The organism is Pseudomonas nabeulensis (assembly GCF_004682045.1).
Taxonomy (GTDB): Bacteria; Pseudomonadota; Gammaproteobacteria; order Pseudomonadales; family Pseudomonadaceae; genus Aquipseudomonas; species Aquipseudomonas nabeulensis.
The window spans coordinates 17494-43383 of the sequence record NZ_QUZT01000044.1; the positions used below are offsets into that span (position 1 = coordinate 17494).

Genomic DNA, 25890 nt, shown 5'->3' on the forward strand with positions numbered 1-25890 from the left:
GACGTCCCTCAGGTGCATTCGGTGGTCGAATCGAGGCGCAGCACCGCCCAGGTATTGCGTCGACTGGCTCCCACAAAAGGTGACCGAGTATGGATGATCATGGACGCACCCCTTCTTCCGACCAGCCAATCCTTTATGTGCTTGATACGAATGTATTGATCCACGATCCAAACGCTCTGCTCAACTTTGAAGAACACCACGTCGCCATCCCGATGATCGTGCTTGAGGAACTCGACAAACTCAAAAGCGGGCATCACAGCGTTGCCGCCGAATGCCGCCAGGCCATCCGCCTGATCGACCAGACATTGGGCGAAGCTTCACCGGAAGACGTTGAAGTCGGCGTGCCGATCCAGCGCGGCAAAAGTGGGCCCAAGGGCTTGCTGTCGATCCTGATGAGCAAGCACCGCGAGCCCAACAGCCTGCTGCCGGAAAACCTCAACGACAACAAAATCATCAACCAATTGATCGACCTGCACGCGCGTGACAAGGACCTGCGCCTGGTGCTGGTGACCAAAGACATCAACATGCGCCTCAAGGCCCGTGCGTGTGGGATCGCGGCCGAGGACTACAGCACCGACCAACTGGTCGACGACGTGTCGATGCTGTCCCGTGGTTATCACACAGTGACCGGCTCGTTCTGGGACCTGGTGAGCAAGGTCGAAACCCGTCAGGACCATGGCCGCACCTGGCACCAGGTACAGCTGATCGATAACCTGCCGGCCGTGCATATCAATGAATTCATCATCGACGAACAGGGCTTTGTGGGCTGGATCAAAGAGATCCAGGTCGACAAGCTGCTGATCCTCGACCTGCATCAGGAACCCCTGTTGCACCAGGAAGCCTGGGGCCTGAAACCGCGTGACATCTACCAGAGCCTGGCGCTGTATGCGCTGCTCGACCCGGACATTCATTTGGTCAACCTGACCGGCGCTGCCGGTTCCGGCAAGACCATTCTCGCCCTGGCCGCTGCCATCGAGCAGACCATGGTGACCAAGCGCTATCGCCGCATCATCGCCACCCGCAGCGTGCAGGGCCTGGACCAGGAAATCGGTTTCCTGCCCGGCACCGAGGCGGAAAAAATGGAGCCGTGGCTGGGGGCGATCACCGACAACCTCGAAGCCTTGCACATGGATGACGAAAACACCCATGGCAGCGTCGACTACATCCTCAGCAAAGTGCCGTTGCAGTTCAAATCCCTCAACTACATCCGAGGTCGCAGCTTCCAGCAGAGCCTGATTTTGATCGATGAATGCCAGAACCTTACGCCGCACCAGATGAAAACCATCATCACCCGTGCCGGCGCCGGTTCCAAAGTGGTGTGCCTGGGCAACCTGGCACAGATCGACACCCCTTACCTGTCCGCGACCAGCTCCGGGCTGACCTACCTGACGGAACGCTTCAAAGACTTCCCGAACGGCGTGCACATTGCGCTGCAAGGGGTTCCTCGTTCGATCTTGGCTGAATACGCCGAGTCCCACCTGTAACCACTATTAATGTGGAGGGGGCTTGTGTGGGAGGGGGCTTGCCCCCGATAGCAGTGGGTCAGTCAACAGAGATGTTGAATGTGCCATAGCCATCGGGGGCAAGCCCCCTCCCACATAAGCTTGTGACACATCTTGAACAGGGTTGGGTTTACAATCGCTGCTCCTGATCAGGAGTAACCCCGTGCTGACTCATCTCGATTCCCAAGGTCGCGCCCACATGGTCGACGTCACCGACAAAGCCGTGACGTTCCGTGAAGCGGTGGCCGAAGCGCGTGTGCGCATGCTGCCCGAGACCCTGAAAATGATTATCGACGGCGCCCATCCCAAGGGCGACGTGTTTGCCGTGGCCCGCATTGCCGGGATCCAGGCCGCCAAGAAAACCAGTGACCTTATCCCGCTGTGCCATCCGCTGATGCTCACGGGCGTAAAAGTCGAGCTCAGTGCAGACGGTGCGGACGCCGTGCACATCCTGGCGCGCTGCAAGCTCTCCGGGCAGACCGGCGTGGAGATGGAGGCCCTCACGGCGGCCAGCGTCGCGGCATTGACGATCTACGACATGTGCAAGGCGGTGGATCGCGGCATGACCATCGAGCATATTCGCCTGCTGGAAAAACTCGGCGGCAAAAGCGGGCATTTCAAGGCGGACCAGGCATGAGCATCAACGTATTGTTTTTTGCGCGCTATAGCGAAGCAGTGGGTTGGGATTCGCTGGAAGTGGAAGGTGACTTCGCCACGGTCGAAGACCTGCGCAAGACGCTCGCGGCTGACCCAGGTTTTGAAGTGCTTAACGAAACCAGCCTGATGTGTGCGCGCAACCAGGAACTGTGCAACCTCGACGAGCCGTTGCAGGCCGGCGATGAGGTCGCGTTTTTCCCACCCGTAACGGGAGGCTGACCATGGCCATTCGCGTACAAACTCAGCCGTTCGACCCCGGTGCCGAAGTCAACGCCATGCACGCGGCCAATGTGGGCGTGGGCGCGGTGGTGAGTTTTGTCGGTTATGTGCGCGACTTCAACGACGGCCTGGACGTGGCGGGGATGTTCCTGGAGCACTATCCCGGCATGACCGAAAAGGCGTTGGCCAAGATTGTCGTGGAGGCTGAGCAGCGTTGGCCGTTGCTCAAGCTGGACGTATTGCACCGCATCGGCGCGCTGGAACCGGGGGAGCCGATTGTGTTTGTCGGGGCGGCGAGTGCCCATCGCCAGGCGGCGTTTGATGCCTGTGCGTTTGTGATGGACTACTTGAAGACACGGGCGCCGTTCTGGAAGAAAGAGCACACCAGTGAAGGGCCGCGTTGGGTGGAAGGGCGTAGCAGCGACCACGCCGCCGCAGACCGCTGGAAATAACCGGCCAAACACCTATCTCAAAACCAACTGAGATCAAATGTGGGAGGGGGCTTGCCCCCGATGGCAGTGGGTCAGTCAATGGATATTTGGCTGATACACCGCTATCGGGGGCAAGCCCCCTCCCACATTTTGACCGCATTCCAAGGCTGTTTTAGGGGCGTTTGCGCTCTACCGGGCGCAACAAATGCGTCGGTGGCATCTCACAGCTGATCTTGCGACCCAGCAGTTCCTCAATCGACGGCAACTGGTACGAGTCATCTTCCCCGGCAAAACTGATCGACACACCCGCCGCCCCCGCACGACCGGTACGGCCGATACGGTGCACGTAGTCGTCCGGCACTTCCGGCAGGGTGAAGTTGATCACGTGGCTGATGCCGTCGATGTGAATCCCACGGCCCGCCACATCGGTGGCCACCAACACGCGGATCTTGCCTTCGCGGAAGCCTTCCAGCGTCTTGATGCGCTTGTGCTGCGGCACATCGCCCGACAGTTGCGCAGCGTTCACGCCATCGCGCACCAGGCGCTCTTCGATGCGGCGTACTTCGTCCTTGCGGTTGGCGAACACCATCACGCGCTCCCAACCGTTGTCGTTGACCAGGTTGTAAAGCAACTTGTATTTGTCGGCACCGGCCACCGCGTAGATGTGCTGCTCGACGTTGGCGTTGGCGACGTTTTCCGCTTCGATCTCGACGATGGACGGGTCGGTGGTCCACTGCTTGGCGAGGTTCATCACGTCATCGGTGAAGGTGGCGGAGAACAACAGGGTCTGGCGCTCGGATTTCGGCGGGGTCTGGCGAATGATCTGGCGCACTTGCGGGATAAAGCCCATGTCGAGCATGCGGTCGGCTTCGTCCAGCACCATCACTTCGACCATGTCCAGGTGCACGTCGCCGCGCTGGTTGAAGTCCAGCAGGCGGCCCGGTGTCGCTACGAGAATGTCGCAGTGACGGGCCTCAAGGTGCTTGAGCTGCTTGTCGAAGTCCATGCCGCCAACGAACGTCATGACGTTGAGGCCGGTGTACTTGGTCAGGTCAGCGGCGTCCTTGGCGATCTGCACCACCAGCTCCCGGGTCGGGGCGATGATCAGTGCACGCGGCTCACCCATGTAGCGTTCTTTCGGCGGCGGCGTTTGCAGCAACTGGGTGATGATCGAGATCAGGAATGCAGCAGTCTTGCCGGTGCCGGTCTGGGCGCGGCCGATGGCATCTTTGCCGGCCAGGGTGAAGCCCAATACTTGCGCCTGGATCGGCGTGCAGTACGGGAAACCCAGGTCCTGAATGGCGTGCATCAGTTCCGGGGCCAGCTTGAAATCGTGGAAGCGGGTCTTGCCTTCCTGGGGTTCGACGACGAAGTCTTCGAGTTTCCAGGGAGTAACCGGCGGTTTTGGTGCGCGCTCGCGGCGCGGCTTGGGGGCCGGTGCGGCTGCTTGTGCCGGTTCAGGCGTTGTCACCGTAGGCGTTTCGGGCTGGGCGACAGGCGCAGTCCGGTCGGGCTGTTTACCGTCATTGCGGCTGCCGGCAGTCGGGACAGGAGCAGTGGGAACAGGCGCGAGCGGCTCGGCCTCGCTTTTGCCGAACATCTTCTTGAGTGCTTCGAGCACGGTGATCTCATTAATTGGTTAAGGAATGTACGCCGGCCAGTGTAATGCAAGAATCGGGCGCGGCGTAGTGCGTCTGTCATACGGCTACATAAACGCGGGTTTTCAACCCAGGCGAGCGGCCAACCAGGTGCCGATATCGCGAATCTCCTCGGGTAACACTTCGTGGCCCATTGGGTATTCCTGCCATGTCACGGTGACACCACGGTTCTTCAAATGCTCGTAGGCGCTACGGCCCATGGCGTTTTGCACCACTTCATCGTACTGGCCGTGCAGGCACAGGGCTGGAATACGCTGCTGGCTGGCGGACAATTCCAGCTCATCGCTGAAGGTCGGTGCATAGGTGGAGAGGGCGATCACGCCACCCAATGGACCTTCCCAATTCAAAAACGCGGTGTGGAACACCACGGCGCCGCCTTGGGAAAAACCGGCGAGAAAAATTCGCGAAGCGTCTATTCCGGTTCTTTTTTGCGCTTCGATCAAATCCGTGACGGTCTTGGCCGAGATTTCCAACTCTTCCAGGCTGATGGAACGGGCCGGGCTCATGGCCTTGATGTCGTACCAACTGGGCATCTCGTAGCCGCCGTTGATCGTTACTGGACGAGTCGGCGCCTGGGGCAAAACGAAGCGCGTGGTCAGCAGGCTTTCTTGCAGCGCTTCGGCCACCGGCAGGAAGTCGTAGCGATCGGCACCCAGGCCATGCAACCAGATTACGCAGGCGTCTGCGGGCTTGGCGGGCTGAAGAATCAAGGGTTCGGTCATGTCTGCTCCATCTATGTGCGGGCGCTCCGATTAAGTGCGTCGGAACGGTGCGCGACAGGTTGATCTGTTAAGAGAATGTCGCAAGGTTGAATCTTTTGCGCTGGATAGTGAGCTGAAACGACTCAGTCGTCACTCTGGTACGCGCCTTGCTATGTGTTGAACGATGTCAGAACTATCTCTGCAAGCGGTAACACTATCAGTGACTGCCGCTTCTGGGATAGCCGCTGCAATTACGGCGAAAGCCTCATGCTGCTTGACCCTAAAAAAAGCCAACACGGGTCGATATCGCCTCAAAAGGGTGCGCAGGGGTTGGAGCTCCGACACAACAAGAGCAACTGGAGGTTTGAATGAAGGTATTGAAATCCACCCTGGCCATCGTGACTGCGGCGGCTGTATTGGGTGTCAGCGGTTTCGCCCAAGCCGGCGCCACCCTGGATGCCGTGCAGAAGAAAGGCTTTGTGCAATGTGGCGTGAGTGACGGCCTGCCGGGTTTCTCGGTGCCGGATGCCAGCGGCAAGATCCTCGGGATCGACGCTGACGTGTGCCGCGCTGTAGCCGCTGCCGTGTTCGGCGACGCGACCAAGGTCAAATTCAGCCAGTTGAACGCCAAGGAGCGTTTCACCGCGCTGCAATCGGGCGAAGTCGACATCCTCTCCCGCAACACCACCATGACCAGCTCCCGTGACGCCGGCATGGGCCTGAAATTCCCGGGCTTCATCACTTACTACGACGGCATCGGCTTCCTGGTAAACCAAAAGCTGGGCGTAAAAAGTGCCAAGGAACTGGACGGTGCAACCATCTGCATCCAGGCCGGTACTACCACCGAGCTGAACGTTTCCGACTACTTCCGCGCCAATAACCTGAAATACACCCCGATCACCTTCGACACCTCCGACGAAAGCGCCAAGTCGCTGGAGTCGGGTCGTTGCGACGTGCTGACCTCCGACAAGTCCCAACTGTTCGCCCAGCGCAGCAAGCTGGCCGCGCCGAAGGACTACGTGGTTCTGCCGGAAACCATTTCCAAGGAGCCACTGGGCCCGGTCGTGCGTAACGGCGACGACGAGTGGCTGGCCATTGTGCGCTGGGTAGGCTACGCCCTGCTCAACGCTGAAGAAGCCGGTATCACTTCGAAGAACGTAGAAGCTGAAGCCAAGTCCACCAAGAACCCGGACGTCGCGCGTCTGCTGGGTGCTGACGGCGAATTCGGCAAAGACCTGAAAGTGAAGAAAGACTGGGTCGTACAGATCGTCAAGCAAGTCGGCAACTACGGTGAGATCTTCGAGCGCAACCTCGGCAAGAGCACTCCGCTGGAAATCGACCGTGGCCTGAACGCGCTGTGGAACAACGGCGGCATTCAATACGCACCGCCTGTGCGCTGATCGCTGATGGTTCTGTCACCCGGTGGGCCAACCGCCGGGTGATGTTCTGTTCCATTCTTTCCGGGGCACTTCATGCAAACTCAAATCGGCGCACCCAAGCAGAAGCTCAGCTTCAGCGACCCCAAAGTGCGTGCGTGGCTCTTCCAGATCATCACGATTGTGGCGGTGGTCTCGCTGGGCTGGTACCTCTTCGACAATACCCAGACCAACCTTCAACACCGGGGCATTACCTCGGGTTTCGACTTTCTTGAACGCAGTGCCGGCTTCGGCATCGCGCAGCATTTGATCGACTACACCGAATCGGACAGTTATGCCCGGGTGTTTGTGATCGGTTTGCTCAACACTTTATTGGTGACCTTTATCGGGGTGATCCTGGCGACCGTGCTGGGCTTCATCATCGGCGTGGCGCGGCTGTCGCCGAACTGGATGATCAACAAACTGGCGACGGTGTATGTGGAAGTATTCCGCAACATTCCGCCGCTGTTGCAGATTCTGTTCTGGTACTTCGCGGTGTTCCTGACCATGCCGGGGCCACGTAACAGCCACAACTTCAACGACACGTTCTTTGTCAGCAGCCGTGGCCTGAACATGCCGGCCGCGATTGCCGCTGACGGGTTCTGGCCGTTCGTGGTCAGCATCGTGGTTGCCATTGTGGCGATCGTGCTGATGGCGCGTTGGGCCAACAAGCGTTTCGAGGCGACCGGCGAGCCGTTCCACAAGTTCTGGGTGGGCCTGGCGCTGTTCATCGTGATTCCGGCGTTGTGCACCCTGATCTTCGGCGCGCCGTTGCATTGGGAAATGCCCGAGCTTAAGGGCTTCAACTTTGTCGGCGGCTGGGTACTCATCCCTGAACTGCTGGCACTGACCCTGGCGCTGACCGTGTACACGGCGGCGTTCATTGCCGAGATCGTGCGTTCGGGCATCAAGTCCGTCAGCCACGGCCAGACCGAAGCCGCACGCTCACTGGGCCTGCGCCCAGGGCCGACGCTGCGCAAGGTCATCATCCCGCAGGCGCTGCGGGTGATCATTCCGCCGCTGACCAGCCAATACCTGAACCTGGCGAAAAACTCGTCGTTGGCCGCCGGTATCGGTTACCCGGAAATGGTTTCGCTGTTCGCCGGCACGGTGCTCAACCAGACCGGCCAGGCCATCGAAGTCATTGCCATCACCATGAGCGTGTACCTGGCGATCAGCATCAGCATTTCCCTGCTGATGAACTGGTACAACAAGCGCATTGCGCTGATCGAGCGGTGAGGAAACGCCCATGAGTACGCATACGTTCAAACCTGATATGCCGCCGCCGAGCAAAGTGTTCGGGCCGATGGCATGGATGCGCGCCAACCTGTTTTCTAGCTGGCTCAATACCCTGCTGACGCTGTTGGCGTTTTACCTGATCTACCTCGTCGTGCCGCCGATCCTGCATTGGGCGATCCTCGACGCCAACTGGGTAGGGACCACCCGCGCCGATTGCACCAAGGAGGGCGCCTGCTGGGTGTTTATCCAACAGCGCTTCGGGCAATTCATGTACGGCTACTACCCCGGCGACCAACGCTGGCGCGTGGACCTGACCGTGTGGCTGGCCATCGTCGGCGTGGCGCCGTTGTTCATCTCGCGCTTCCAGCGCAAGGCGATCTATGGCCTGAGCTTTTTGGTGCTGTACCCGATCATTGCCTACTGCCTGCTGCACGGCGGGGTCTTCGGCCTGACCAACGTGGCCACCAGCCAATGGGGCGGCTTGATGCTGACCCTGGTGATCGCCACCGTCGGCATCGCCGGCGCCTTGCCGCTGGGCATTGTGCTGGCGCTGGGTCGGCGCTCGAACATGCCGGCGATTCGTGTGGTCTGTGTGACCTTCATCGAGTTCTGGCGCGGCGTGCCGTTGATCACCGTGCTGTTCATGTCTTCGGTGATGCTGCCGCTGTTCCTGCCCGAAGGCATGGGCATCGACAAATTGCTGCGGGCGCTGATTGGCGTGATTCTGTTCCAGTCGGCCTATGTGGCCGAGGTGGTGCGCGGTGGCTTGCAGGCGATTCCCAAGGGGCAGTACGAAGCGGCCGCGGCGATGGGCCTGGGTTACTGGCGCAGCATGGGCCTGGTGATTCTGCCGCAAGCCTTGAAGCTGGTGATCCCGGGCATCGTCAACACGTTTATCGCGTTGTTCAAGGACACGAGCCTGGTGATCATCATCGGCCTGTTCGACCTGCTCAACAGCGTCAAGCAAGCCGCCGCCGACCCGAAATGGTTGGGCATGGCCACCGAAGGCTACGTGTTCGCCGCCCTGGTGTTCTGGATTTTCTGTTTTGGTATGTCGCGCTATTCCATTCATTTGGAACACAAGCTCGACACAGGCCACAAGCGTTAGGAGTTGATGTTATGAGCGAAGCGATCAAACAGCCTGTGAGCCCTGAAGGCATTATCCAGATGCAGGGCGTCAACAAGTGGTACGGCCAGTTCCACGTGTTGAAAGACATCAACCTCAACGTCAAGCAGGGCGAGCGCATCGTGCTGTGCGGCCCGTCGGGTTCTGGCAAGTCCACCACCATCCGCTGCCTCAATCGCCTGGAAGAACACCAGCAGGGCCGCATCGTGGTGGATGGCGTGGAGCTGACCAACGACCTCAAGCAGATCGAAGCGATCCGCCGCGAAGTCGGCATGGTGTTCCAGCACTTCAACCTGTTCCCGCACCTGACCATCCTGCAAAACTGCACGCTGGCGCCGATGTGGGTGCGCAAGATGCCCAAGCGCAAGGCCGAGGAAATCGCCATGCACTACCTGGAGCGCGTGCGTATTCCGGAGCAGGCTCACAAGTTTCCGGGGCAACTGTCCGGCGGCCAGCAACAGCGTGTGGCGATTGCCCGTGCGTTGTGCATGAAGCCGAAAATCATGCTGTTCGACGAGCCGACCTCGGCCCTCGACCCGGAAATGGTGAAGGAAGTGCTCGACACCATGATCGGCCTGGCCGAAGACGGCATGACCATGTTGTGCGTGACCCACGAAATGGGCTTTGCGCGCACCGTGGCCAACCGCGTGATCTTTATGGACAAGGGCGAGATCGTGGAACAGGCAGCACCGAATGACTTCTTCGACAATCCGCAGAATGATCGGACCAAGTTGTTCTTGAGCCAGATTTTGCATTGATCGGAGCTTGAATAAATAAACCCGGCCTAGTGCCTAATGCCAGTCAGTTAAGGCAAACACTGTACCTGTGGCGAGGGAGCTTGCTCCCGCTGGACTGCGCAGCAGTCCCATTCTTTTAAACAAAGAGCGGGGCCGCTTCGCGCCCCAGCGGGAGCAAGCTCCCTCGCCACAGGTCACCTTTTGCCCTTCCGACTTCTTAACTGACTGGCATTAGGCTTGGAGCCGGGTTTATTTTTTTGGGGCTAGGACGTTTTGAGCGATTCAGCCTTATCGTGCTTGGTGTAGGTGAAGGCGCCACGCATATCCGCACCCTCGGCCAACACTTTTGCGTCAGCCAGCAAATGCGGGTGACGGTCCAGCAAACGCATCAGCAGCACCAGGGTTTTGGGCGCCAGCAACTCGCCACGCTCATAGCGAGAGAAGGCGTTGTGGCCGCCACCGGATAGCAGTTCGACGGCTTCTTTTTGCGTCAGGTGCAGTTTGCGGCGGATACGTTTCATCTCGGCGCCGATCATTTGTCGGAAAGCGAGGGTCAGTTCATCCTTTGCCTCGCCGTAGCGGTCCGCACTGTCGTTTTCTGGATCCCAGAATCCGTCACCACATACCTCACACTCCCAGCCTGAAAGATTGTCGATCCGACGCTCCATCCCTTTGACTTTGATTGTTTCGCTGCGGCCCTCGTAATAGCTCAATGCATCGGGAGCCCCGCAGATGTAGCACAGCTCTTTCGTTTTCATAGGTTTTTCTCCTTGAAGGAGATCACCGGCGGTCTACCGTCTGTGCGGTAAGTGACCTTGATGTAAATCTCCCTACTTTTCCATAAGACACCCGAGTTCAATAATTACCCTCAGAGGGTAATTTTACCAATCGAAAATACTGCTCCTTTTCCTGCCCAAGAACCCTAGTGCGTTGCCTTTGTAGGCAGCTCCGAATAGGCTGTAGGAAAATTCATCCTATGATTGGACGAAAGTGCTAAACCCATGACAGACATCGCCCCTCTGATCAAACGCTCCCTGGTGGACCAGGCTCTGGAGCAACTGCGCGAGCGCATCAGCCAAGGCGTATGGGCCATTGGCGAGCGTTTACCCACCGAGCCCGAGCTGTCGGCCGAGCTGGGCATCAGCCGCAATACTGTGCGCGAAGCCATGCGCGTGCTGGCGTTTTCCGGGTTGATCGAGATCCGCCAGGGCGACGGCAGTTATTTGCGCTCGATGACCGACCCGCTCGGCACGATGCGGGCGTTGTCCCACTGCACGCTGGAGCAGGCGCAGGAGACGCGGCAGATTCTGGAAGTGGAGGCGATCAGCCTTGCGGCGTTGCGCCGTACCGAAGACGACCTCAAGGATTTACGCGAAGCGCTGGACGCCAGCGCCGCGCTTTATCACGGCGATCTGGAGGCGTATATCAACGCCGACCTGATCTTCCACAAGCGCCTGGTGGACGCCGCGCACAACCCGGCGCTGAGCGAGCTGTACCAGTACTTCTCCGCCATCGTCGGCGCCCAGTTACGCCAGACGTTGAACATCTCGCCTCGGCGCCAGGCAGTGTTCGACCTGCATGTCGCCCTGCTCGACGCGGTCGAAAACCAAGACCCGGAACGCGCCAAATCCCTCTGCCGGCAGTTGATCAATGAACCCTGAAACCAAGCTTGAAGAACTGTTGATCGACGCCGAAGCCGACGACGAGGTGGTGCAACACACGCCGCCTGCTGTGAGTCGCCCGTGGCTGTTGCTGTTGGGACTGATCCTAGTGGCGCTGAACCTGCGCCCGGCGCTGTCGAGCATGTCGCCCTTGCTCAGCGAAGTGTCCAACAGCCTGGGTTTGTCGGCGGCCAAGGCCGGCTTGCTGACGACATTACCGGTGCTGTGCCTGGGCCTGTTTGCGCCGACCGCACCGATCCTGGCACGGCGTTTTGGTGCCGAACGCGTGGTGCTGGGCATTCTGCTGACGCTGGCGGCAGGCATCGTCTTGCGCAGTTCTTTCGGTGAAGTCGGATTGTTTGCTGGCAGCCTGTTGGCCGGCGCCAGTATCGGCATCATCGGCGTCTTGCTGCCGGGCATCGTCAAGCGCGACTTCGCCAGACAAGCGGGCACCATGACTGGCGTCTACACCATGGCGCTGTGCCTGGGCGCGGCGTTGGCAGCCGGCGCCACGGTGCCACTGAGCCGGTACTTTGGGGACAGCTGGAGCATCGGCCTGGGCTTCTGGATTGTGCCGGCGCTGGTGGCGGCGTTGTTTTGGTTACCGCAAGTCGGGCAGAAACAGGGCGCCCATCAGGTCGCCTACCGGGTGAAGGGCTTATTGCGCGACCGATTGGCCTGGCAGGTGACCCTGTACATGGGCCTGCAATCGTCCCTGGCGTACATCGTGTTTGGCTGGATGCCGTCGATCCTGATCGGCCGTGGCCTGAGTGCCACCGAGGCGGGGTTGGTGCTGTCCGGTTCGATCATCGTGCAGTTGGCCAGCTCACTCGTCGCGCCGTGGCTGGCCACTCGTGGCAAGGACCAGCGCCTGGCGATCGTGGTGGTGATGGTGCTGACCTTGGGCGGTCTGTTCGGCTGCCTGTATGCACCGCTCGACGGCCTGTGGGGCTGGGCGATTTTGCTGGGGTTGGGGCAGGGCGGAACGTTCAGCCTCGCGCTGACGTTGATCGTGCTGCGCTCGCGGGATTCCCATGTGGCCGCCAACTTGTCGAGCATGGCCCAAGGCATTGGTTACACGCTGGCGTCCATGGGGCCATTCGCCGTGGGCCTGGTGCACGATTGGAGCGGCGGCTGGGCTGCCGTGGGCTGGATTTTTGCGGTACTTGGCGTGGGCGCCATCGTGGCCGGCCTGGGGGCAGGCCGGGCGATGTACGTGGATGTGCGCAGCGAGAAGGTGTGAGGATTAGAGGTACACCACTTCCAGGGTGGCGGAGCCATCCATCGGCGTGTCGGTGCTCAAGTCCAGGTTCTGCTTGGCGTTGATCACCGCTTCCAGCTTCAAGGTACTGGTCAGGTTCTGGATCGCCGAAGGGCCGGCCACGCTGCCGATCACATCGGTAAACCCCAGCAGGCTGCGTGAGCCGACATCAATGGGGTTGGTGTTGGAGGTGCGCCACGCCACACCGCCGGTGGTGGACTCGGTGCCGTAGATCTGCGGCAAGTCATCCACCACGGTCTGCTTGGGGTCGAAACTCACCGAGTACACGCCGAGCTTGTTGCCGCTGTGGTCCAGCCCAAGGCCGTAATAGATCTCGCTGTTCACGTGGGCCGTGCCGTCGCGGTTGTCGCGCATGCGCAAGGCGTAACGGCCAGCGGCATTGCAGCTCACTGTCAGCGTCAGGTACTTGAGGGGCAACCGCGTGCCGGTGGCCTGGTTGAGGTCTTTCTGGGAGATCTTGCCGAAGTCCACCAATCCGCCGCCGGACAGCACCGGTGTGCAGGCCATGGGCGTGATCAGGCCCGTGACGGTGAGCTCAACAGTGGAGGCGGCTTGGGCGGCGCCAGAAAGAAAAGCCAGAACAATCAGTGCATTTTTCATGGAACGCTCCTAGAGATAGTTGATTTCGAGGGTGACCGAACCGTCGATGGGCACTTCTTTGGTCAGGGTAAGTGTGTTGGCAGGGGCGATTCGTGGTGTGATCTGCACCTGCGCGCTCAGATGCTGGATCGGATCCGGGGCCAGGTTGGGCGTGCTCCAGTTAAAGGTGAACGAGGAGAGAAAGGCGGCTGACAAAATCGAGGAGGGGCCCCAAGACGTCGTTCCCACGGAACTGATGGCGCGCATCTCGGCGCCATCGGCCATGATTGACTGGAGATTCAATGCCATGCTGCCAAGCTTTTCATTGCCATTGACCAACCCAAGGCCGAATTTGTGCACAGTCTCATTATCGAAATGGGAGCCAGAACGGTTATCCGAGGGCTTCAAGGCCACCAGGGTCGATCCTGCGCAGGTGAGCGTCAGTTGCAGGTTGTGGACGGGAAGCGCGGTGGGTTGATCGGCGTTCAGTTCCTTGGCGGCAATCTTGCCCAGGTCATACACACCGCCATTGGACAGACTCGGTTCGCAGGCGCTGGGCGTGATCTTTCCGCTGACGCTCAGGTCGACGCTGGACGCGGCTTGGGCGCAGGGGACGCTTGCCAGCAGGGCAAGCAGGGTCAGTAGCTTTGTCATCGAAGTGTTCTCAAAGGTAATTGATTTCGAGGGTGCCCGAACCGTCGAGCCGCACCTCACTGCCCAGGTCCAGCGAACCCAGGGGGGCCAGTACCGCTTCCAGGTTCAGCGTGGCGCTGAGGTTTTGAATGGCGCTGGGGCCGCTGATGCTGCCGGCGTTTGCGCTGAAACCCAGGTAGCGGTTGGCGGCGACCGCCATCGGGCTGGCACTGGCACTGTTCCACGGCGCGCCACCGGTGGCGGAGTCGGTGCGATAGACCTGCATGAGGCTGTCTGCCGTGATCCGTGCCGGGTCGAAGATCAGCCGGTAGCGCCCGATCTTTTGTTGCCTGGCATCCAGCCCCAGGCCATAGACGGTGTCGTCCGCACCACCGGTTGCCGAGCCCTGGCGGTTGTCCTGCATGCGCAGGGCAAAGGCCGTCGGGGCGTCGCACGTGACGCTCAGTACTACCTGGCGTGGTAGCAGGGTGGTTTCCTGGTGCTGACTCAAATCAATGACCGACAGTTTGCCCAGGTCCACATTCCCGCCATTGGACAGGCTCGGCGTGCACGCCGCCGGGGCGAAGCGGGCGAGCAGGTTCAATTCCCGCGAGCGGCCGGTGCCGATGGCATCGAACAGCCCGCTGGTTTCCCAGGTCACGGCATCTCGCACGTTTGATGCCTGTTCGGAGGCCCAGGCGCTGGCATCGATCTGCACTGACAGGCTGCGGCCCTTGACCGCTGTACCGCTACGCATCGGCCCAATGCCGTGCTCCGGGCGCCAGGGCAGCGTGGCGGCAGTCATCACCGGCGATTGGCCCGCGCCGGGTAACAAACCCAACTCCACGGCCTGGCCATCGAGCACGGCATCGCGCACCTGCAAGCCATAGCTGCCACGTTCGGTGAAGCGAAAGCGTTGTGCGCTCGCCGCCAACCCTCGATAAAAAATACTCAGGTCGGCCTGCTCGGGACAGTTGAGCGTGAGGGTCAAACGGCGCTCCCCCAGCAGCCGTTCCGAGCTGGGAACGAGCGCCACGGCGCGGTTCATCAGGCCGAAGTCCAGGCGCGATTCGCTGAGGTTGAGCTGGCATTCATCGGCGCCCCACGCGTGGGTGCCCAGCAGTGCAAGGCCCAGTGAGAATAAGGCAGGTTTCATGATGGTTATCCTCATGGCTTCAAGCACCGGGCTGGTGCGCTTTCGTAATACAGATCCGGATCACCGGTTTGTGGCAGGTTGAAGCTCAGTCGGCAGCGTGGCTGGCCAGGCGCCTTGATCCACAGTGGGCGGGTGTCGAGCACGTTGGACAGGAAGACTTGACTGCCTTCCTGAACCAAGGTGATGAACTCGCCGCTCTCGGTGCTCACTGCCGCGCCCCGTGGTAACGGTTGGCCATCGTCGGTGGTCACGCTCAACAGGGCGCGACGGGTCATGGTGACGCCGAATTGCACCTTGTCGACGCTGCCTCGCCCGACCGTCAGTACGGCCATGCCGTTGCTGATGTCGGCGTTGCGCGGCAGTGAACGGGTTTGCACCTCAACCGGGCTACGACCGTAGGCCGTCAGCTGTGGCGCCACCGCCTGGCCTTGCCAGTCGGTCCACACCGGGCCGCTGGGCGTCGAGACCTTGATCCCCGCCATATCGCCGACTTGCATCACTGCAAAGGTGTCGCGAACCGGATACGGTGAAAACGTCACGCCATCGCCATGCACCACCACACCGCCACGGGCGCCGCCCTGGTAGCTGGAACGATCGGCGTCGGAGCGGGTGTAGTTGAAATCCAGCTGGCTGTAATAGGGCAACGCCGACACACCCACGGACGATTCCACTTCGCGGTCGCGGCTGTCGCGCTCCACACCTACGCGGTAGGCCAACTGATCATTGACCTGCTCACTCATGCCCACCCCAAGGCGGTGCTCACCGCCGGTATTGCGGGCCCAGGCACGGCCACGGCGGTTCTCACCCAGGGGCAGGCTGATGTTCAGGTAGACGCTGTCGTCGCTTTGCTGACGGCCACCCACTTGCCATTCGGCATTGGCGGAAACCGACACCGCGCCAAATGACGTGCCCCACGACGCCAGCGCCCGGCTGCTGCTGAAACCGGCATACGAGGCCGAGCGTGAAATGCCGGCGCTGAAGGCGCCCAGCCGGGGACTGGCCCACGAGGCCGTGAGGCTTTGCTGGTCGCGGTAGCGCGAGCGCTCCTGCTCACGGGTGTAGACGGCGTAAGTGGACTCATCCAGGTCACGGTAGCCCAATGATCGCCAGGACGCGGCGGTGGTGATCGCCCAGTTGTCGCCAAGGCGCTGGGACCAGGACAGGTCGGTCTGCACCCCTTGTTCGTTGCCCACTCGCGTAGCCTGGGCGCCCTGGAAGCCAAACTGCACCTGGCTGTCCGGACGGGGCAGCCAGCCCAGGTTCATGCCGGCCGCGCGGTATTCGTCGGCGATCAGTCCGCCCGCACCTACGCTGACTCGGGTGTGCAACGCACCGCTCCATCCGGCGCTGACCACCCAGGGCTCGGCGCCATCACTCTCACCGATCTTGCGCACCTGGCCCGCCGCCACGGAGTATCCCGGCGCCGGCAACCCGAGCCCCAGCATGGCGGCCGGTACGGTAAAACGCCGCTCTTCGCCAGTGGTTTCCCTGACGGTGACTTCCACGTCGGAGCGGCTGTTCAGACGCTTGACATCGGTCAGGGAAAAAGGCCCGGAAGGGACGACTGTGGAGTGGATCAGCGCACCGTTCTGCCGGACTTCGACCTGTGCCGGGCTGTTGGCGATCCCCGTGATGGTCGCGCCTTGGTTCTGGTCCTGCAGGGCGGTTTCGTTCAGCACCTGGGCGCCGGTGATTTGCGTACCGGCCAGCACCGGGTTGTACAGGTTGATCTGCCCCGCCTGGAACACCGCTTGTTGCTCGGCGAAGGTGCGCTGGGCATAGGCATCCAGATGGGTGGTGCGCGAAACCTTGTCTTGCCAGGTTTGCACCTGCCGGCTGCGCACGATCCAGTCACCGGCGTTGAACCCGACCTCGGTGTTGGCTGAGCCGAAGCGGTTGCTGCCGTCTGCGTACTCGTTGTGCAAGCCCGTCAGGTCGTAGTTGAGCAGGCCGGCGATGCCGCCGCTCTGGTAGCCGGACACGTCCTGTACCGCCGGGCGTATCGCTTCGCTGGGGACGATCAGGGCGAGGTTGAGGGCGGCGGGGTCTTGCTCGACCACGGTCTGTGGATAGGTAGCCAGGAAGTCCTGGCAGGGCGCATCCGTGCCTGGCATCACCAGGTTGCCGGTGTCCAGCAGGGATCGGTCAAAGCACAAGGCGCCCTCGCGATCAAACGCGACGTCCACCCGGCCCCGGCGCTGGCCGTTGACGCTGAGGTTCACCGCGTGTCGACCTGGGGGAAAGTGGGGGGCGTCCAGCAGCAAGTGGGCCAGCGCGGGGTCGATTCCACGCTGGGCCAGGGTTTGCGGGTCGAACGAGCCGGGTTTTGTTGCCTCCTCGGCCGAGGGTTCGCCGAAGGGCCATAGGGTGCCAAGGGTCATCGCCAGCCCTGCCAGAAAGGCATGGCGCAGTGAAACGCCAGGCACGGCTTCGCCGTCGCGGTCAGTCATTACTGTGCTCACAAGGTCGTTCCCAATGATGGAAGCGTGTTGGCCGCACTGCGGCGGGGCTTCCGGGTGGCCTTCAATGAGGCCACTTCTCTATTTGAGGGTTGGCGCGGTGTGACCGGCGCCTGTTCTTATAGGTTGAGCGGTGCGACGTAGGGCGCTACGGCAAAGCCATACACGGTGGCAGGTTGCAGCTGCACCGTGGTTGCCGTGGTGATGCTGGGTGTCACATTGAGGGTTTCCCCTGGCAGTACGTAGGTGCGCGGCAGCAGCGCTGAACCTTCACCCGGCAGCAGTCGCAGTTCCTGGGCCAGGCGCACCACATAAGGGGTTGGATTATGTACCTTCAACTGGTTTTTTTTCAGGCTCCAGACCAAGCCTTCCCATGGCGTACGGTTAGGGGCCAGGCCCTTGGGATGGATAATCACCGGCAGGTTCTGGCGCACGGTCACTCCGACCCGTGCATGCCCGGCCTGGGCTTCCGAGCGGCCCTGGGGCATACCTTCGAAAATTACCCGTTTCAACCGTTGGGTGGTCAGGGGGGCGGGGGATTGCAGGATAAAGCGTACCAATTGGCTCTTGGACGGTTCGACCCGGGACAGGGGAGGGGTGACAAACAGCAGTGAGGCGGTGTCTTCGGGAATGTCTTCCAGGGTGACGTGCAACAAGGCCAGCTTGCTATCGGTGTTGGTCACGGACACCGAAGCTTCGCCGTCGGCCTCGTTGACGATGACCACCGAAGTGTCCGGCACCATACCGTCAGCCAGGGTGTGCTGGCTGAGTATCAGTGCCAGTGCGCCGAGGTACAGGCGCAGGGTTGGAAAAGGAAAACCAGGGAAGGTTTGCATGGCTACATATACCTGAGGTCGAGCACGATGGAACCGTCCAGCGGCACTTCCTGATTGAGGGTCAGGACCGCGGCGGCATTGATCGACGTGTTGATTTGCAGGGTGGCGTTGAGCAGGCGATGGGGTTCCGGCACCAGGGTGCCGGGCTTGGCAAAGCCCATGAAGTTATCGGGGTAGGCATTGACTTCGGGGAACCAGGTCTGGCCCTGATTGCTGGAAGCCAGCACCAGTGCCGGCCCACCGTCGGCCATGACGTTGCGAAAAGCCAGGGAGACAGTGCCCAGGCGTTCCTTCGGTGCGTGGATGTTGTTTCCCAACCCGTAATAGAACCCCGGTCCCAGGGATGACGGCGCCCGGTTATCGACGCCAACCAGCACAAACAGCACGGGCTCATTGCAGCTCACGCTCAGGTCCAGCGGCCGCATGGGCAATGCGCTGAACTCGTATTGATTGAGGCTGCGCGCCGGGACCCTGCCGTGATCGACGATGCCGTTATCCGACAACGTGACCTCGCACGCGCTGGGCGTGATCAGCCCCGTAACATTGAGCACGGTGCTGGATGACGCCCATGCCGATTGGCTGGTGCTGAACAGGTAAAGCAAGGCGAGCAGGCCGGAAGTCGCAGTCTTCATGGGGGGTCACAAGGTGCCTGGGTTTTCGAGGGCATCACCTGAGTAATGCATCCACGCAAATGGGTTGGAACGAGCGGCGAGTGGCTCGCCGCTCCCGGATTTACAGGTAGCGCACGGTCAAGGTGGCCGAGCCATCCATCGTCAACTCTTTGTCCAACGTGAGGCCGTTGGCGGGGGCGATGTAGGCGTCGATATCGATATCTCCACTCAGTGCCTGAAGGGCAACAGGTGCGATCGTCGTGCTGTCGGCTACCGACATCAAATAGTTGGGCCGCATGACAGCAAAAGCTTGCCAGGTCGAACCGTTGTTCGATGATGCGATCACGCGCATCGACTCACCATCGGCCGTGAGGTTATTCAAACGCAGGCCGTAATCGCCGAGCTTTTCTGTGTCATTGACGATACCCAGGCCGTACATACGGCCATCGCCATCAGGGTCTGAACCGGCACGGTTGTCCGTACCCCGAAAGCCGATCAACGTCTTGGCTTCGCAGGTGATAGTGAACGGGATGGTGCGTATGCCAAGTGGGGTGTAGCCATCGGCCGTCAGGTCTTTGGCGGAGATTTTGCCGTAGTCGATTGCTCCGCCGCCTATCAGGGCCGGAGTGCAGGCGCTTGGGGTGATCAGGCCGGTCACACTCAGGTCGACACTGGACGCCGCAAATGCGTTGGCGGTGGCGGTCAGTAGCAGGGCAGGCAACAGGCATTGCGATAAACGTTTCATGGTTGGGTCAGATCCTTCAGGGAAAAGGGAGGTTGGGATTACAAGTAGCGAACCGTCACGGTCACGGAACCGTCGATGGCCACTTCGTTGTTCAGGGTGAGCTGGCTGGTGGGGGCGATTTTCGGGGCAACTTCCAGCGCAGTGGTCAGCAGCTCCACGGGCATGGGGGCGACGGTGCTGGCGTCGGCGACCGAGAGGATGTTGGTGCGTGTCAGGTTGTTCTCGAGCACCCAGGTAGAGCCCCCGTCTTCGGAGCCGATGGTGCGCGTCGACACGCCGTCGGCCACTGGGGTTTGCAGGGTCAAGGTCATGGCGCCGAGCTTTTCGGTGCCATTGATCAGGCCCAGGCCGAACTCGGACGAATCATTGTTGTAGTCAGAGCCTTCGCGGTTGTCCTTGGCCTCCAGGGCCATCAGGGTTGCCGCGTCGCAGGTGACGGTCATTTGCACGGTTTGTGGCGTGAGGGGTGTGGCTTGGACGGGGTCCAGGTCCTTGGCGGAAATCTTGCCGTAGTCCACCGCGCCGCCATTGGACAGGGTGGGCTCGCAGGCGCTCGGGGTGATCAGGCCCACGACGGTCAGGTCGACGCTGGACGCGGCGAATGCACCGGCACTGGTGGTCAATAGCAGGCTGGCGATGAGGGGGGACAGGCGTTTATTCATGATGGAACTCCAGGAGAAAAAAGGGTGGGTTTACCAGTACTTCAATTGCAGCGTGGCGTGACCGTCGATGGGCAGTTCATCCAACAGGCTCAGGTCGCCTGCCGGCGCAATCACGGTGAAGGCGTGCAGGCGCGCGGTAAGGTCTTGCAGGGCAATGGGCGCATAGGGAATGCTGCCACTGTTGGAGAACGCGGTCTGCGCTGCGTGCCCCAGGTAGGAGGAAGGCCCCCAGGTGGTGCCGCCGTCGCGGGACATGATGGGTTGTACCGGGTCGTTATCGGCTACAGCTTCAAATACACCGAATGACACGGCACCGAGTTTCTGGTCGTCATTGACCATGCCCAGGCCGTGCATCGAGCGTGGGTTGATGGCGGCTGTACCCGCCCGGTTGTCCACCGTGGTCAGGGTGAATAGCGTGGCGCCCTCGCAATGCACTTCCAGTTGCATGACGCCCGTGGCCAGGCGGGTAGGCAGCACGGGGTCAAGGTCCCGTGCGGTCAACTTGCCGTGGTCCACCACGCCGCCGTTCGACAGAAGTGTTTCGCAAGCGCTGGGGGTGATGGCGCCAGTGATGCTCAAATCCGTGCTGCTGGCGGCGAAGGCGCCGGGTGCGCTGGCCGCGAGCAGCAAGGCCAGAGAGGCGCGGGTGTGTCTATCCATGGGCACAAGTCCTTTTGGAGTGGGGAAAGGGGTGTCAGAGGTACACCACGTCCAGCGTGGTGCTGCCGTCCAGCGGTACTTCCTCGGTGAGGGTCAGGGTTTTGGCAGGTGCAATGTCGGTGGCTATGCGCAGGTCGACGGTGACGTTCTTCAACGCGATCGGTGTGGGGGTGAGGCCAAACGCATTCCAGTATTCATGGCCCATAAAGCTGCCGGATGAGTTGACCAGCCAGGTCTTGCCATAGTCGAAGGAGAACAGGGGGTATACGGCGGTGTCCGCGACCGGGTTGTACACGCCGATCCGATAGGCTCCCAGCTTCTGGTCTCCATTGATCAGCCCGAGGCCGTAGTATTCGGACAGGGATGAATAGATTGACGAGCCTCGGCGGTTGTCACGACCGTGCAGGGCAAACAAGGTCTCGGCGTCGCAATTCACACTCAGTTTGAGTGTGGCCTCAGGGAGTTCGGTGGGCCGGTCGACCGACAGATCCTTGGCCGGGATCTTGCCGTAATCCACCCGTCCACTGCCGCTCAGGCTGGGGGTGCAAGCGCTTGGGGTGATCGTGCCGGTGACGCTCAGGTCGATACTGCTGGCCGCCTGTACGCTGGAAGTACAGACGATAAGGCAAGCGGTCGCGCAGGCTATAAAGGGGACGTTCATCAATGTTCCTCGGGAAAAATGTGCAAGCAGGCATTGCCCAGGCAGTGCGCTGGCCGGTCAGGCTTGTAAGTGTTGGAACTGACCGGTCGCGCCTTCTATGTGCCTGGAACGGTGGCGAATTTAGCGGCGGGCTCGGGCTTGGGGAATGCAACAAATACGACATTCCGGCGCGCGCGCCGAGGGGCTGCGCAAGAGTTGGAAAAGTGCGTTTTGCCGACGAAAAAAAGCCCGTTGTCGTAGTTGTTGTATCGCTTGAACGTGGTTATTCGGATACTTTTTCACGCTTGAATTCGCTGCTCCCTATTCATTTGGAGCTATAGCTGTTTCTTCGCGAAAAGTTCGAGTGCCGTTGTCCTGCCGGGCGACACCTTTCAGGCGACGCCGTACCTTCGGGTGGCAACCTGATGAGCTGATCGCTCTGCATGAGGTTGTTATGCCGGGCAACTCTTCCGACCGCGCTCCGACTGGGGGGGCGGGTGCGCATTCCTCCGTTGACTGGCACCACCTCAGGGTATTGGTGGTCGACGATCACCGCCTGTACCGACTGCTACTGGGGGCCATGCTGGAGAAGCTCGGCATGCGTCACGATGTGTACGCCAACGGCCAACAAGCCCTCCATGCAATGAGCGTTCAGCGCTTTGATCTGGTGATCAGTGATTGTCGTATGCCGGTGATGGATGGGTACGAACTGACGCGTGAAATTCGCCAGCGAGAACAACACGCCGGCAGTGCCCCTATCCCGATCATTGCGTTGAGCGCCCACCTTGCGCTTGAGGATGTGCGTCTGTGCAGGGCGTGCGGCATGGACGCCTGGTTGGTCAAGCCGCTGGGCTTGATGCAGTTGCGTGAAGTATTGCTGTACTGGCTGGCCCTGCCGGCGTACCGCACCGGTCATCCCTATGTGCCGGTGCGCTGGAAGCAAAAACAGGCCACCCGCACACGGCTTATTGAAGCCTTCGGTTCGTGGGATGTGGTGGAACCCATGCTGTTCAACTTGCTACAGGAGGCTTATATCGACCTGACCGAATTGACCCAGGCTCGGGCCCGTCTGGACGCACTGGTGACTACCCAGCGTCTGCATCGCCTGGTCGGTAGCCTGGCCTTTCTCGGCGCAACGGACCTGGAGCCGCGAGCGATTGAGTTGATCGCGCGAGTAAACCGGGCAGGGGTCGTGATCAACGCCTGGGAGTTGGAACAGTTCCAGCAAGATATCGAGCGTTACTTGCAACGCTTGGCTGATCTTTGAAGTAAGCCGGGTATTTGTAGGAATTTACTCTGTTGATATGTAGTACTTTTCTGTATGTATTTTCTTTTTATTTTGTAGGTGTAAGTTCCCGGCTCCTGAAATAAAGGGGAACTGCGCAATTAGGCTATTTATTGCCAGTTGTTGCTCTGAACTTCACGAGGTATTTTGCGGGGACTCAAATTGCCATCATGGATAAAACAATGTTGCGCGTGATTATTGCTGACGATCATCCGATTGTTCGTGTCGGGCAAAAAGTGGTGATTGAGGGCTCAGGCAATTACAGCGTGGTGGGTGAGGCCAACGGTCCGGACCAACTGCTGGCATTGCTTGCCACTACCCCGTGCGATGTGATCGTCACGGATTTCGCGATGCCCGGTGGCCAGCAGGCCGATGGCTTTAGCCTGTTGGGTCTACTGCATCGCCAGTACCCCAAGGTGCCGGTGATCCTGGTCACCATGTTTGCCAACGTGGCGACTTTGCGCGCTGCGTTTTCCCATGGGGCAAAGGCGATTGTGGCCAAGAGTGCCTCGGCCCGGGAGTTGCCTCAAGCGCTCAAGACCGTGATGCAGGGCAAGCCGTTTGTCAGTGAATGTTTGAAGTTGCAATTGGACTTGGCCGCTGTCACCCAGGCGACCCAGACGCCGCAACTTTCCGGCAAGGAACGCGAAGTGGTACGGATGTTGGCCAGCGGGTTGACCGTCAGCCAGATTGCCGCTCGGGTAAATCGCAGCATTTCGACGATCAGCAAGCAAAAGAGTACGGCCATGCACCGTCTATGCATATCCACCGATGTTGATTTGTTTGCCTATGCGCGGGAAAACGGGATGGTGCCCTAGAAAGGATATTTTCAGGGTGAATGACCATGGCGTAATGCGTCGCTGAGGATTATCGTGCAGGCCTATTGACCCAATGGATTGCGGAGCCTGCCCATGAGTGATGCCCACGACGCCCTGATTACCCGGTTCTATCAAGCGTTCCAGCGCCTGGACGCCGAAGCCATGGCGGCTTGCTACACCGATGATGTGGTGTTCAGTGACCCCGCGTTTGGCGAACTGCATGGGCGTGATGCGGGTGATATGTGGCGCATGCTCACCACCCGCGCCAAGGACTTCTCCCTGACCTTCGATAGCGTACGCAGCGATGAACTCAGTGGCAGTGCGCATTGGGTGGCGACTTACTTGTTCAGCGCCACCGGTAACACCGTGGTCAACGATATCCAGGCGCGCTTCGTGTTTCGCGATGGCAAGATCAGCGAGCACCACGACAGTTTCGACCTGTGGCGCTGGTCGCGTCAGGCATTGGGCACCAAGGGCCTGTTGCTGGGCTGGACGCCCGTGGTGAAAAACGCTGTGCGCACCCAGGCCCTGCGGGGTTTGAAGGCCTTCCAGGCCAGTCGCTGAGTGAACACGCCCGACCCCAAGCCCTGGTTCGTCTACCTGGTACGCGCGGCCAATGGCTCGTTGTACTGCGGCATCAGCAATGACCCGGTGCGTCGTTTTGCAACTCACCAGAGCGGCAAGGGCGCACGGTTTTTCCTGTCCAGCCCGGCGGTGGCGCTGGTGTATACCGAGCAGTGCGCAAGCAAGGGCGAGGCATTGCGCCAGGAGCGCTTGATCAAGAAATTGAGGAAGAGTGCCAAGGAGTGCCTGGCGGCGAATGGCTCACAAATTTGACTCATCATCTTATGTGCTACCAATTGATACTGATATCTACCAAAAATTGATAGCTTTAAGTATTGTTCGGTAGATATTCGTACTGATGGATGTTTCAATGGATCCTTACCGTAATCCTTTTGCGCCAGGTGCAGGCAGTCGCCCTCCAGAAATCGCGGGTCGTGACAAGATCCTCGAAAATGCAAGGGTCGCCTGCGGCCGTGCCATCCTGGGGCGCAATGCCCGTTCAATGCTGCTACTGGGGCTGCGGGGCACAGGGAAAACGGTACTGCTGAACGAGATTGGCCGGGTCGCCGAGCATGAAGGCCTTCTGGTCTCTAAAGTGGAGGCCCCAGAGAACGAAAGCCTTGCCCGCCTGCTTTATCCCGAAATGCGCAAGGTGATGCGCTCGCTGTCGAGCGTGGCTGCGGCAAAGCAGACAGCCGTTCGAGGCCTGCAGGCGCTTCGAGGGTTTGCAGCTATTTTCAAAATTGAAGTCGCAGGAGTTGAAGTTGCCGTTGAGCCTGAACCAGGTTTGGCTGACAGCGGCGATCTCCAGTACGACCTTCCTGACTTATTCACCGTAATCGGTAAAGCTGCACAAGCTGCCGGCAAAGGCTGGATTCTTCTTATAGATGAAGTGCAATACCTTTCAGACGCGGATCTTTCGGCACTGATTGTTTCTATTCATCGCATGTCCCAGGAAGGGCTACCGATTCTTCTGGTCGGTGCGGGGCTTCCGCAGGTCGCTCGTCTTGCCGGAGAAGCAAAGTCGTATGCGGAGCGCCTCTTTCTTTACCCAGGAGTGGGGGCGCTCGACGCGCTTGATGCGGCGCAAGCAGTAGAAAAACCAGTGCAGGAGGAGGAGGCGTCCATTACTGGCGACGCCTTGAGCGCGATCGTCGAGCGGACACGGGGCTACCCATTTTTCCTGCAAGAATGGGCCTCCATTGCCTGGAACAACGCCGAGGGTCCCGAAATCACACTGGATGATGTCAACCAGTCTTACGCTGAGACCCTTGCAACACTCGATGCCGGTTTTTTCAGGGTTCGCCTGGATCGGCTGACCAAGGCTGAGGTTCAGTTCGTGAAAGCCATGTCGGATCTGGGGGACGGTCCCTACGCGATGGCTGATATCGCGAAGGGAATGGGGCGCCCCCAATCATCATTGGGGCCAACCCGAGCAAAGATCATCGCCAAGGGAATGATCTACAGCACTGACCACGGTTATCTGGATTTTACGGTGCCGCTGTTTGCAGAATACATGCAGCGACAAGGTGATCCTTTGGCTCATTGATTTGACTGATAAGTTCCCATCGCCCCCCTTGGGGACGTTGCAGGCTAAGCTAGTGGCTCACTTCT

Annotated in this window: 29 protein-coding genes and 1 pseudogene; 16 read left to right on the top strand and 14 right to left on the bottom strand. The window is 60.3% G+C overall.

Translation table 11 applies throughout. From position 1 onward, the window contains the following. The first annotated feature begins 89 nt into the window (after window positions 1-89). The 4 genes from DYL61_RS21085 to moaE all read left to right on the top strand — a co-directional run bounded on the left by DYL61_RS21085 (window position 90) and on the right by moaE (window position 2830). Window positions 90-1484 carry a PhoH family protein gene (locus DYL61_RS21085; protein WP_105696073.1) on the top strand — a complete coding sequence of 465 codons (1395 nt, stop codon included), beginning with the start codon at window positions 90-92 and terminating at the stop codon, window positions 1482-1484. Window positions 1485-1665: 181 nt separating this feature from the next. Continuing rightward, the gene (moaC, locus tag DYL61_RS21090) at window positions 1666-2139 is read left to right on the top strand and encodes a cyclic pyranopterin monophosphate synthase MoaC (protein WP_135309927.1); all 474 of its coding nucleotides are present in this window, start codon (window positions 1666-1668) and stop codon (window positions 2137-2139) included. Continuing rightward, a complete protein-coding gene (gene moaD / locus DYL61_RS21095; protein WP_105696071.1) occupies window positions 2136-2378 on the top strand; it encodes a molybdopterin converting factor subunit 1 in 243 nt (80 codons plus the stop codon). The genes moaC and moaD overlap by 4 nt, the downstream gene beginning before the upstream one ends. 2 nt (window positions 2379-2380) lie before the next feature. Then, a complete protein-coding gene (gene moaE, locus DYL61_RS21100; RefSeq protein ID WP_135309928.1) occupies window positions 2381-2830 on the top strand; it encodes a molybdopterin synthase catalytic subunit MoaE in 450 nt (149 codons plus the stop codon). Between the two features lie 151 nt (window positions 2831-2981). Here the strand turns inward: moaE and rhlB are convergent, their stop codons facing one another. Continuing rightward, complete coding sequence (gene rhlB / locus DYL61_RS21105; RefSeq protein ID WP_135309929.1) at window positions 2982-4430, bottom strand: ATP-dependent RNA helicase RhlB; 1449 nt, start codon at window positions 4428-4430, stop codon at window positions 2982-2984. Window positions 4431-4532: 102 nt separating this feature from the next. Further along, window positions 4533-5189, bottom strand: coding sequence for an alpha/beta hydrolase (locus tag DYL61_RS21110; protein ID WP_135309930.1), 657 nt, complete (start codon window positions 5187-5189; stop codon window positions 4533-4535). Window positions 5190-5536: 347 nt separating this feature from the next. On the opposite strand from DYL61_RS21110, the gene DYL61_RS21115 reads away from it, so the two are divergent. The 4 genes from DYL61_RS21115 (at window position 5537) to DYL61_RS21130 (ending at window position 9706) form a co-directional block, all read left to right on the top strand. Further along, window positions 5537-6568: an amino acid ABC transporter substrate-binding protein gene (locus tag DYL61_RS21115; RefSeq protein ID WP_135309931.1), complete on the top strand. Its 1032-nt coding sequence runs from the start codon at window positions 5537-5539 to the stop codon at window positions 6566-6568. 72 nt (window positions 6569-6640) lie between these two features. Continuing rightward, on the top strand, window positions 6641-7822 hold the full coding sequence (locus DYL61_RS21120) for an amino acid ABC transporter permease (RefSeq protein ID WP_135309932.1): 1182 nt from the start codon (window positions 6641-6643) through the stop codon (window positions 7820-7822). A gap of 10 nt (window positions 7823-7832) precedes the next feature. After that, window positions 7833-8930 (top strand): amino acid ABC transporter permease, encoded by a 1098-nt coding sequence (locus DYL61_RS21125; protein ID WP_105696065.1) that lies wholly within the window; start codon window positions 7833-7835, stop codon window positions 8928-8930. A gap of 11 nt (window positions 8931-8941) precedes the next feature. Beyond that, on the top strand, window positions 8942-9706 hold the full coding sequence (locus tag DYL61_RS21130) for an amino acid ABC transporter ATP-binding protein (protein WP_003171943.1): 765 nt from the start codon (window positions 8942-8944) through the stop codon (window positions 9704-9706). Window positions 9707-9948: 242 nt separating this feature from the next. Here DYL61_RS21130 and DYL61_RS21135 read toward each other — a convergent pair whose 3' ends face one another. Together DYL61_RS21135 and DYL61_RS31635 are read right to left on the bottom strand one after the other, a co-directional pair. After that, the gene (locus DYL61_RS21135; protein ID WP_135309933.1) at window positions 9949-10443 is read right to left on the bottom strand and encodes a type II toxin-antitoxin system MqsA family antitoxin; all 495 of its coding nucleotides are present in this window, start codon (window positions 10441-10443) and stop codon (window positions 9949-9951) included. Next, window positions 10440-10514: pseudogene (locus tag DYL61_RS31635) on the bottom strand (type II toxin-antitoxin system MqsR family toxin); the annotation flags it as partial. The pseudogene DYL61_RS31635 and the gene DYL61_RS21135, both read right to left, overlap by 4 nt. A 172-nt stretch (window positions 10515-10686) precedes the next feature. Here DYL61_RS31635 and DYL61_RS21145 point away from each other — a divergent pair. Beyond that, on the top strand, window positions 10687-11346 hold the full coding sequence (locus tag DYL61_RS21145) for a FadR/GntR family transcriptional regulator (RefSeq protein WP_135309934.1): 660 nt from the start codon (window positions 10687-10689) through the stop codon (window positions 11344-11346). After that, window positions 11336-12589, top strand: a complete 1254-nt coding sequence (locus DYL61_RS21150) for a CynX/NimT family MFS transporter (protein ID WP_135309935.1) — start codon at window positions 11336-11338, stop codon at window positions 12587-12589. Before DYL61_RS21145 ends, DYL61_RS21150 begins: the two co-directional genes overlap by 11 nt. 3 nt (window positions 12590-12592) lie before the next feature. Here the strand turns inward: DYL61_RS21150 and DYL61_RS21155 are convergent, their stop codons facing one another. The 10 genes from DYL61_RS21155 to DYL61_RS21200 form a co-directional block, all read right to left on the bottom strand. Then, a complete protein-coding gene (locus tag DYL61_RS21155) occupies window positions 12593-13228 on the bottom strand; it encodes a DUF1120 domain-containing protein (RefSeq protein WP_135309936.1) in 636 nt (211 codons plus the stop codon). A 9-nt stretch (window positions 13229-13237) separates the two neighbouring features. Further along, window positions 13238-13861 carry a DUF1120 domain-containing protein gene (locus DYL61_RS21160; RefSeq protein WP_135309937.1) on the bottom strand — a complete coding sequence of 208 codons (624 nt, stop codon included), beginning with the start codon at window positions 13859-13861 and terminating at the stop codon, window positions 13238-13240. 10 nt (window positions 13862-13871) lie between these two features. Further along, window positions 13872-14996, bottom strand: coding sequence for a DUF1120 domain-containing protein (locus DYL61_RS21165; RefSeq protein WP_135309938.1), 1125 nt, complete (start codon window positions 14994-14996; stop codon window positions 13872-13874). Between the two features lie 11 nt (window positions 14997-15007). After that, window positions 15008-17458 carry a fimbria/pilus outer membrane usher protein gene (locus tag DYL61_RS21170; protein WP_135309939.1) on the bottom strand — a complete coding sequence of 817 codons (2451 nt, stop codon included), beginning with the start codon at window positions 17456-17458 and terminating at the stop codon, window positions 15008-15010. Between the two features lie 116 nt (window positions 17459-17574). Further along, window positions 17575-18291, bottom strand: a complete 717-nt coding sequence (locus DYL61_RS21175) for a fimbria/pilus chaperone family protein (RefSeq protein WP_135309940.1) — start codon at window positions 18289-18291, stop codon at window positions 17575-17577. Window positions 18292-18293: 2 nt separating this feature from the next. Beyond that, a complete protein-coding gene (locus tag DYL61_RS21180; protein ID WP_135309941.1) occupies window positions 18294-18923 on the bottom strand; it encodes a DUF1120 domain-containing protein in 630 nt (209 codons plus the stop codon). A gap of 100 nt (window positions 18924-19023) precedes the next feature. Next, window positions 19024-19647, bottom strand: a complete 624-nt coding sequence (locus DYL61_RS21185) for a DUF1120 domain-containing protein (RefSeq protein ID WP_135309942.1) — start codon at window positions 19645-19647, stop codon at window positions 19024-19026. A 38-nt stretch (window positions 19648-19685) separates the two neighbouring features. Next, complete coding sequence (locus DYL61_RS21190) at window positions 19686-20309, bottom strand: DUF1120 domain-containing protein (RefSeq protein WP_135309943.1); 624 nt, start codon at window positions 20307-20309, stop codon at window positions 19686-19688. A 30-nt stretch (window positions 20310-20339) separates the two neighbouring features. Continuing rightward, on the bottom strand, window positions 20340-20969 hold the full coding sequence (locus DYL61_RS21195; protein WP_135309944.1) for a DUF1120 domain-containing protein: 630 nt from the start codon (window positions 20967-20969) through the stop codon (window positions 20340-20342). Window positions 20970-21003: 34 nt separating this feature from the next. Beyond that, window positions 21004-21630 (bottom strand): DUF1120 domain-containing protein, encoded by a 627-nt coding sequence (locus DYL61_RS21200; RefSeq protein ID WP_135309945.1) that lies wholly within the window; start codon window positions 21628-21630, stop codon window positions 21004-21006. A gap of 2 nt (window positions 21631-21632) precedes the next feature. On the opposite strand from DYL61_RS21200, the gene DYL61_RS21205 reads away from it, so the two are divergent. From DYL61_RS21205 to DYL61_RS21230, 6 genes are all read left to right on the top strand, one after another. Next, window positions 21633-21950 carry a hypothetical protein gene (locus DYL61_RS21205; RefSeq protein WP_135309946.1) on the top strand — a complete coding sequence of 106 codons (318 nt, stop codon included), beginning with the start codon at window positions 21633-21635 and terminating at the stop codon, window positions 21948-21950. 113 nt (window positions 21951-22063) lie between these two features. After that, window positions 22064-22876: a response regulator gene (locus DYL61_RS21210; protein WP_135309947.1), complete on the top strand. Its 813-nt coding sequence runs from the start codon at window positions 22064-22066 to the stop codon at window positions 22874-22876. Between the two features lie 200 nt (window positions 22877-23076). Further along, window positions 23077-23712 (top strand): response regulator, encoded by a 636-nt coding sequence (locus DYL61_RS21215; RefSeq protein ID WP_135309948.1) that lies wholly within the window; start codon window positions 23077-23079, stop codon window positions 23710-23712. Between the two features lie 93 nt (window positions 23713-23805). Further along, window positions 23806-24276, top strand: a complete 471-nt coding sequence (locus DYL61_RS21220) for a nuclear transport factor 2 family protein (protein ID WP_135309949.1) — start codon at window positions 23806-23808, stop codon at window positions 24274-24276. Continuing rightward, window positions 24277-24549, top strand: coding sequence for a GIY-YIG nuclease family protein (locus tag DYL61_RS21225; RefSeq protein WP_135309950.1), 273 nt, complete (start codon window positions 24277-24279; stop codon window positions 24547-24549). Between the two features lie 97 nt (window positions 24550-24646). Then, a complete protein-coding gene (locus DYL61_RS21230) occupies window positions 24647-25825 on the top strand; it encodes an ATP-binding protein (RefSeq protein WP_135309951.1) in 1179 nt (392 codons plus the stop codon). Window positions 25826-25890 lie beyond the last annotated feature (65 nt).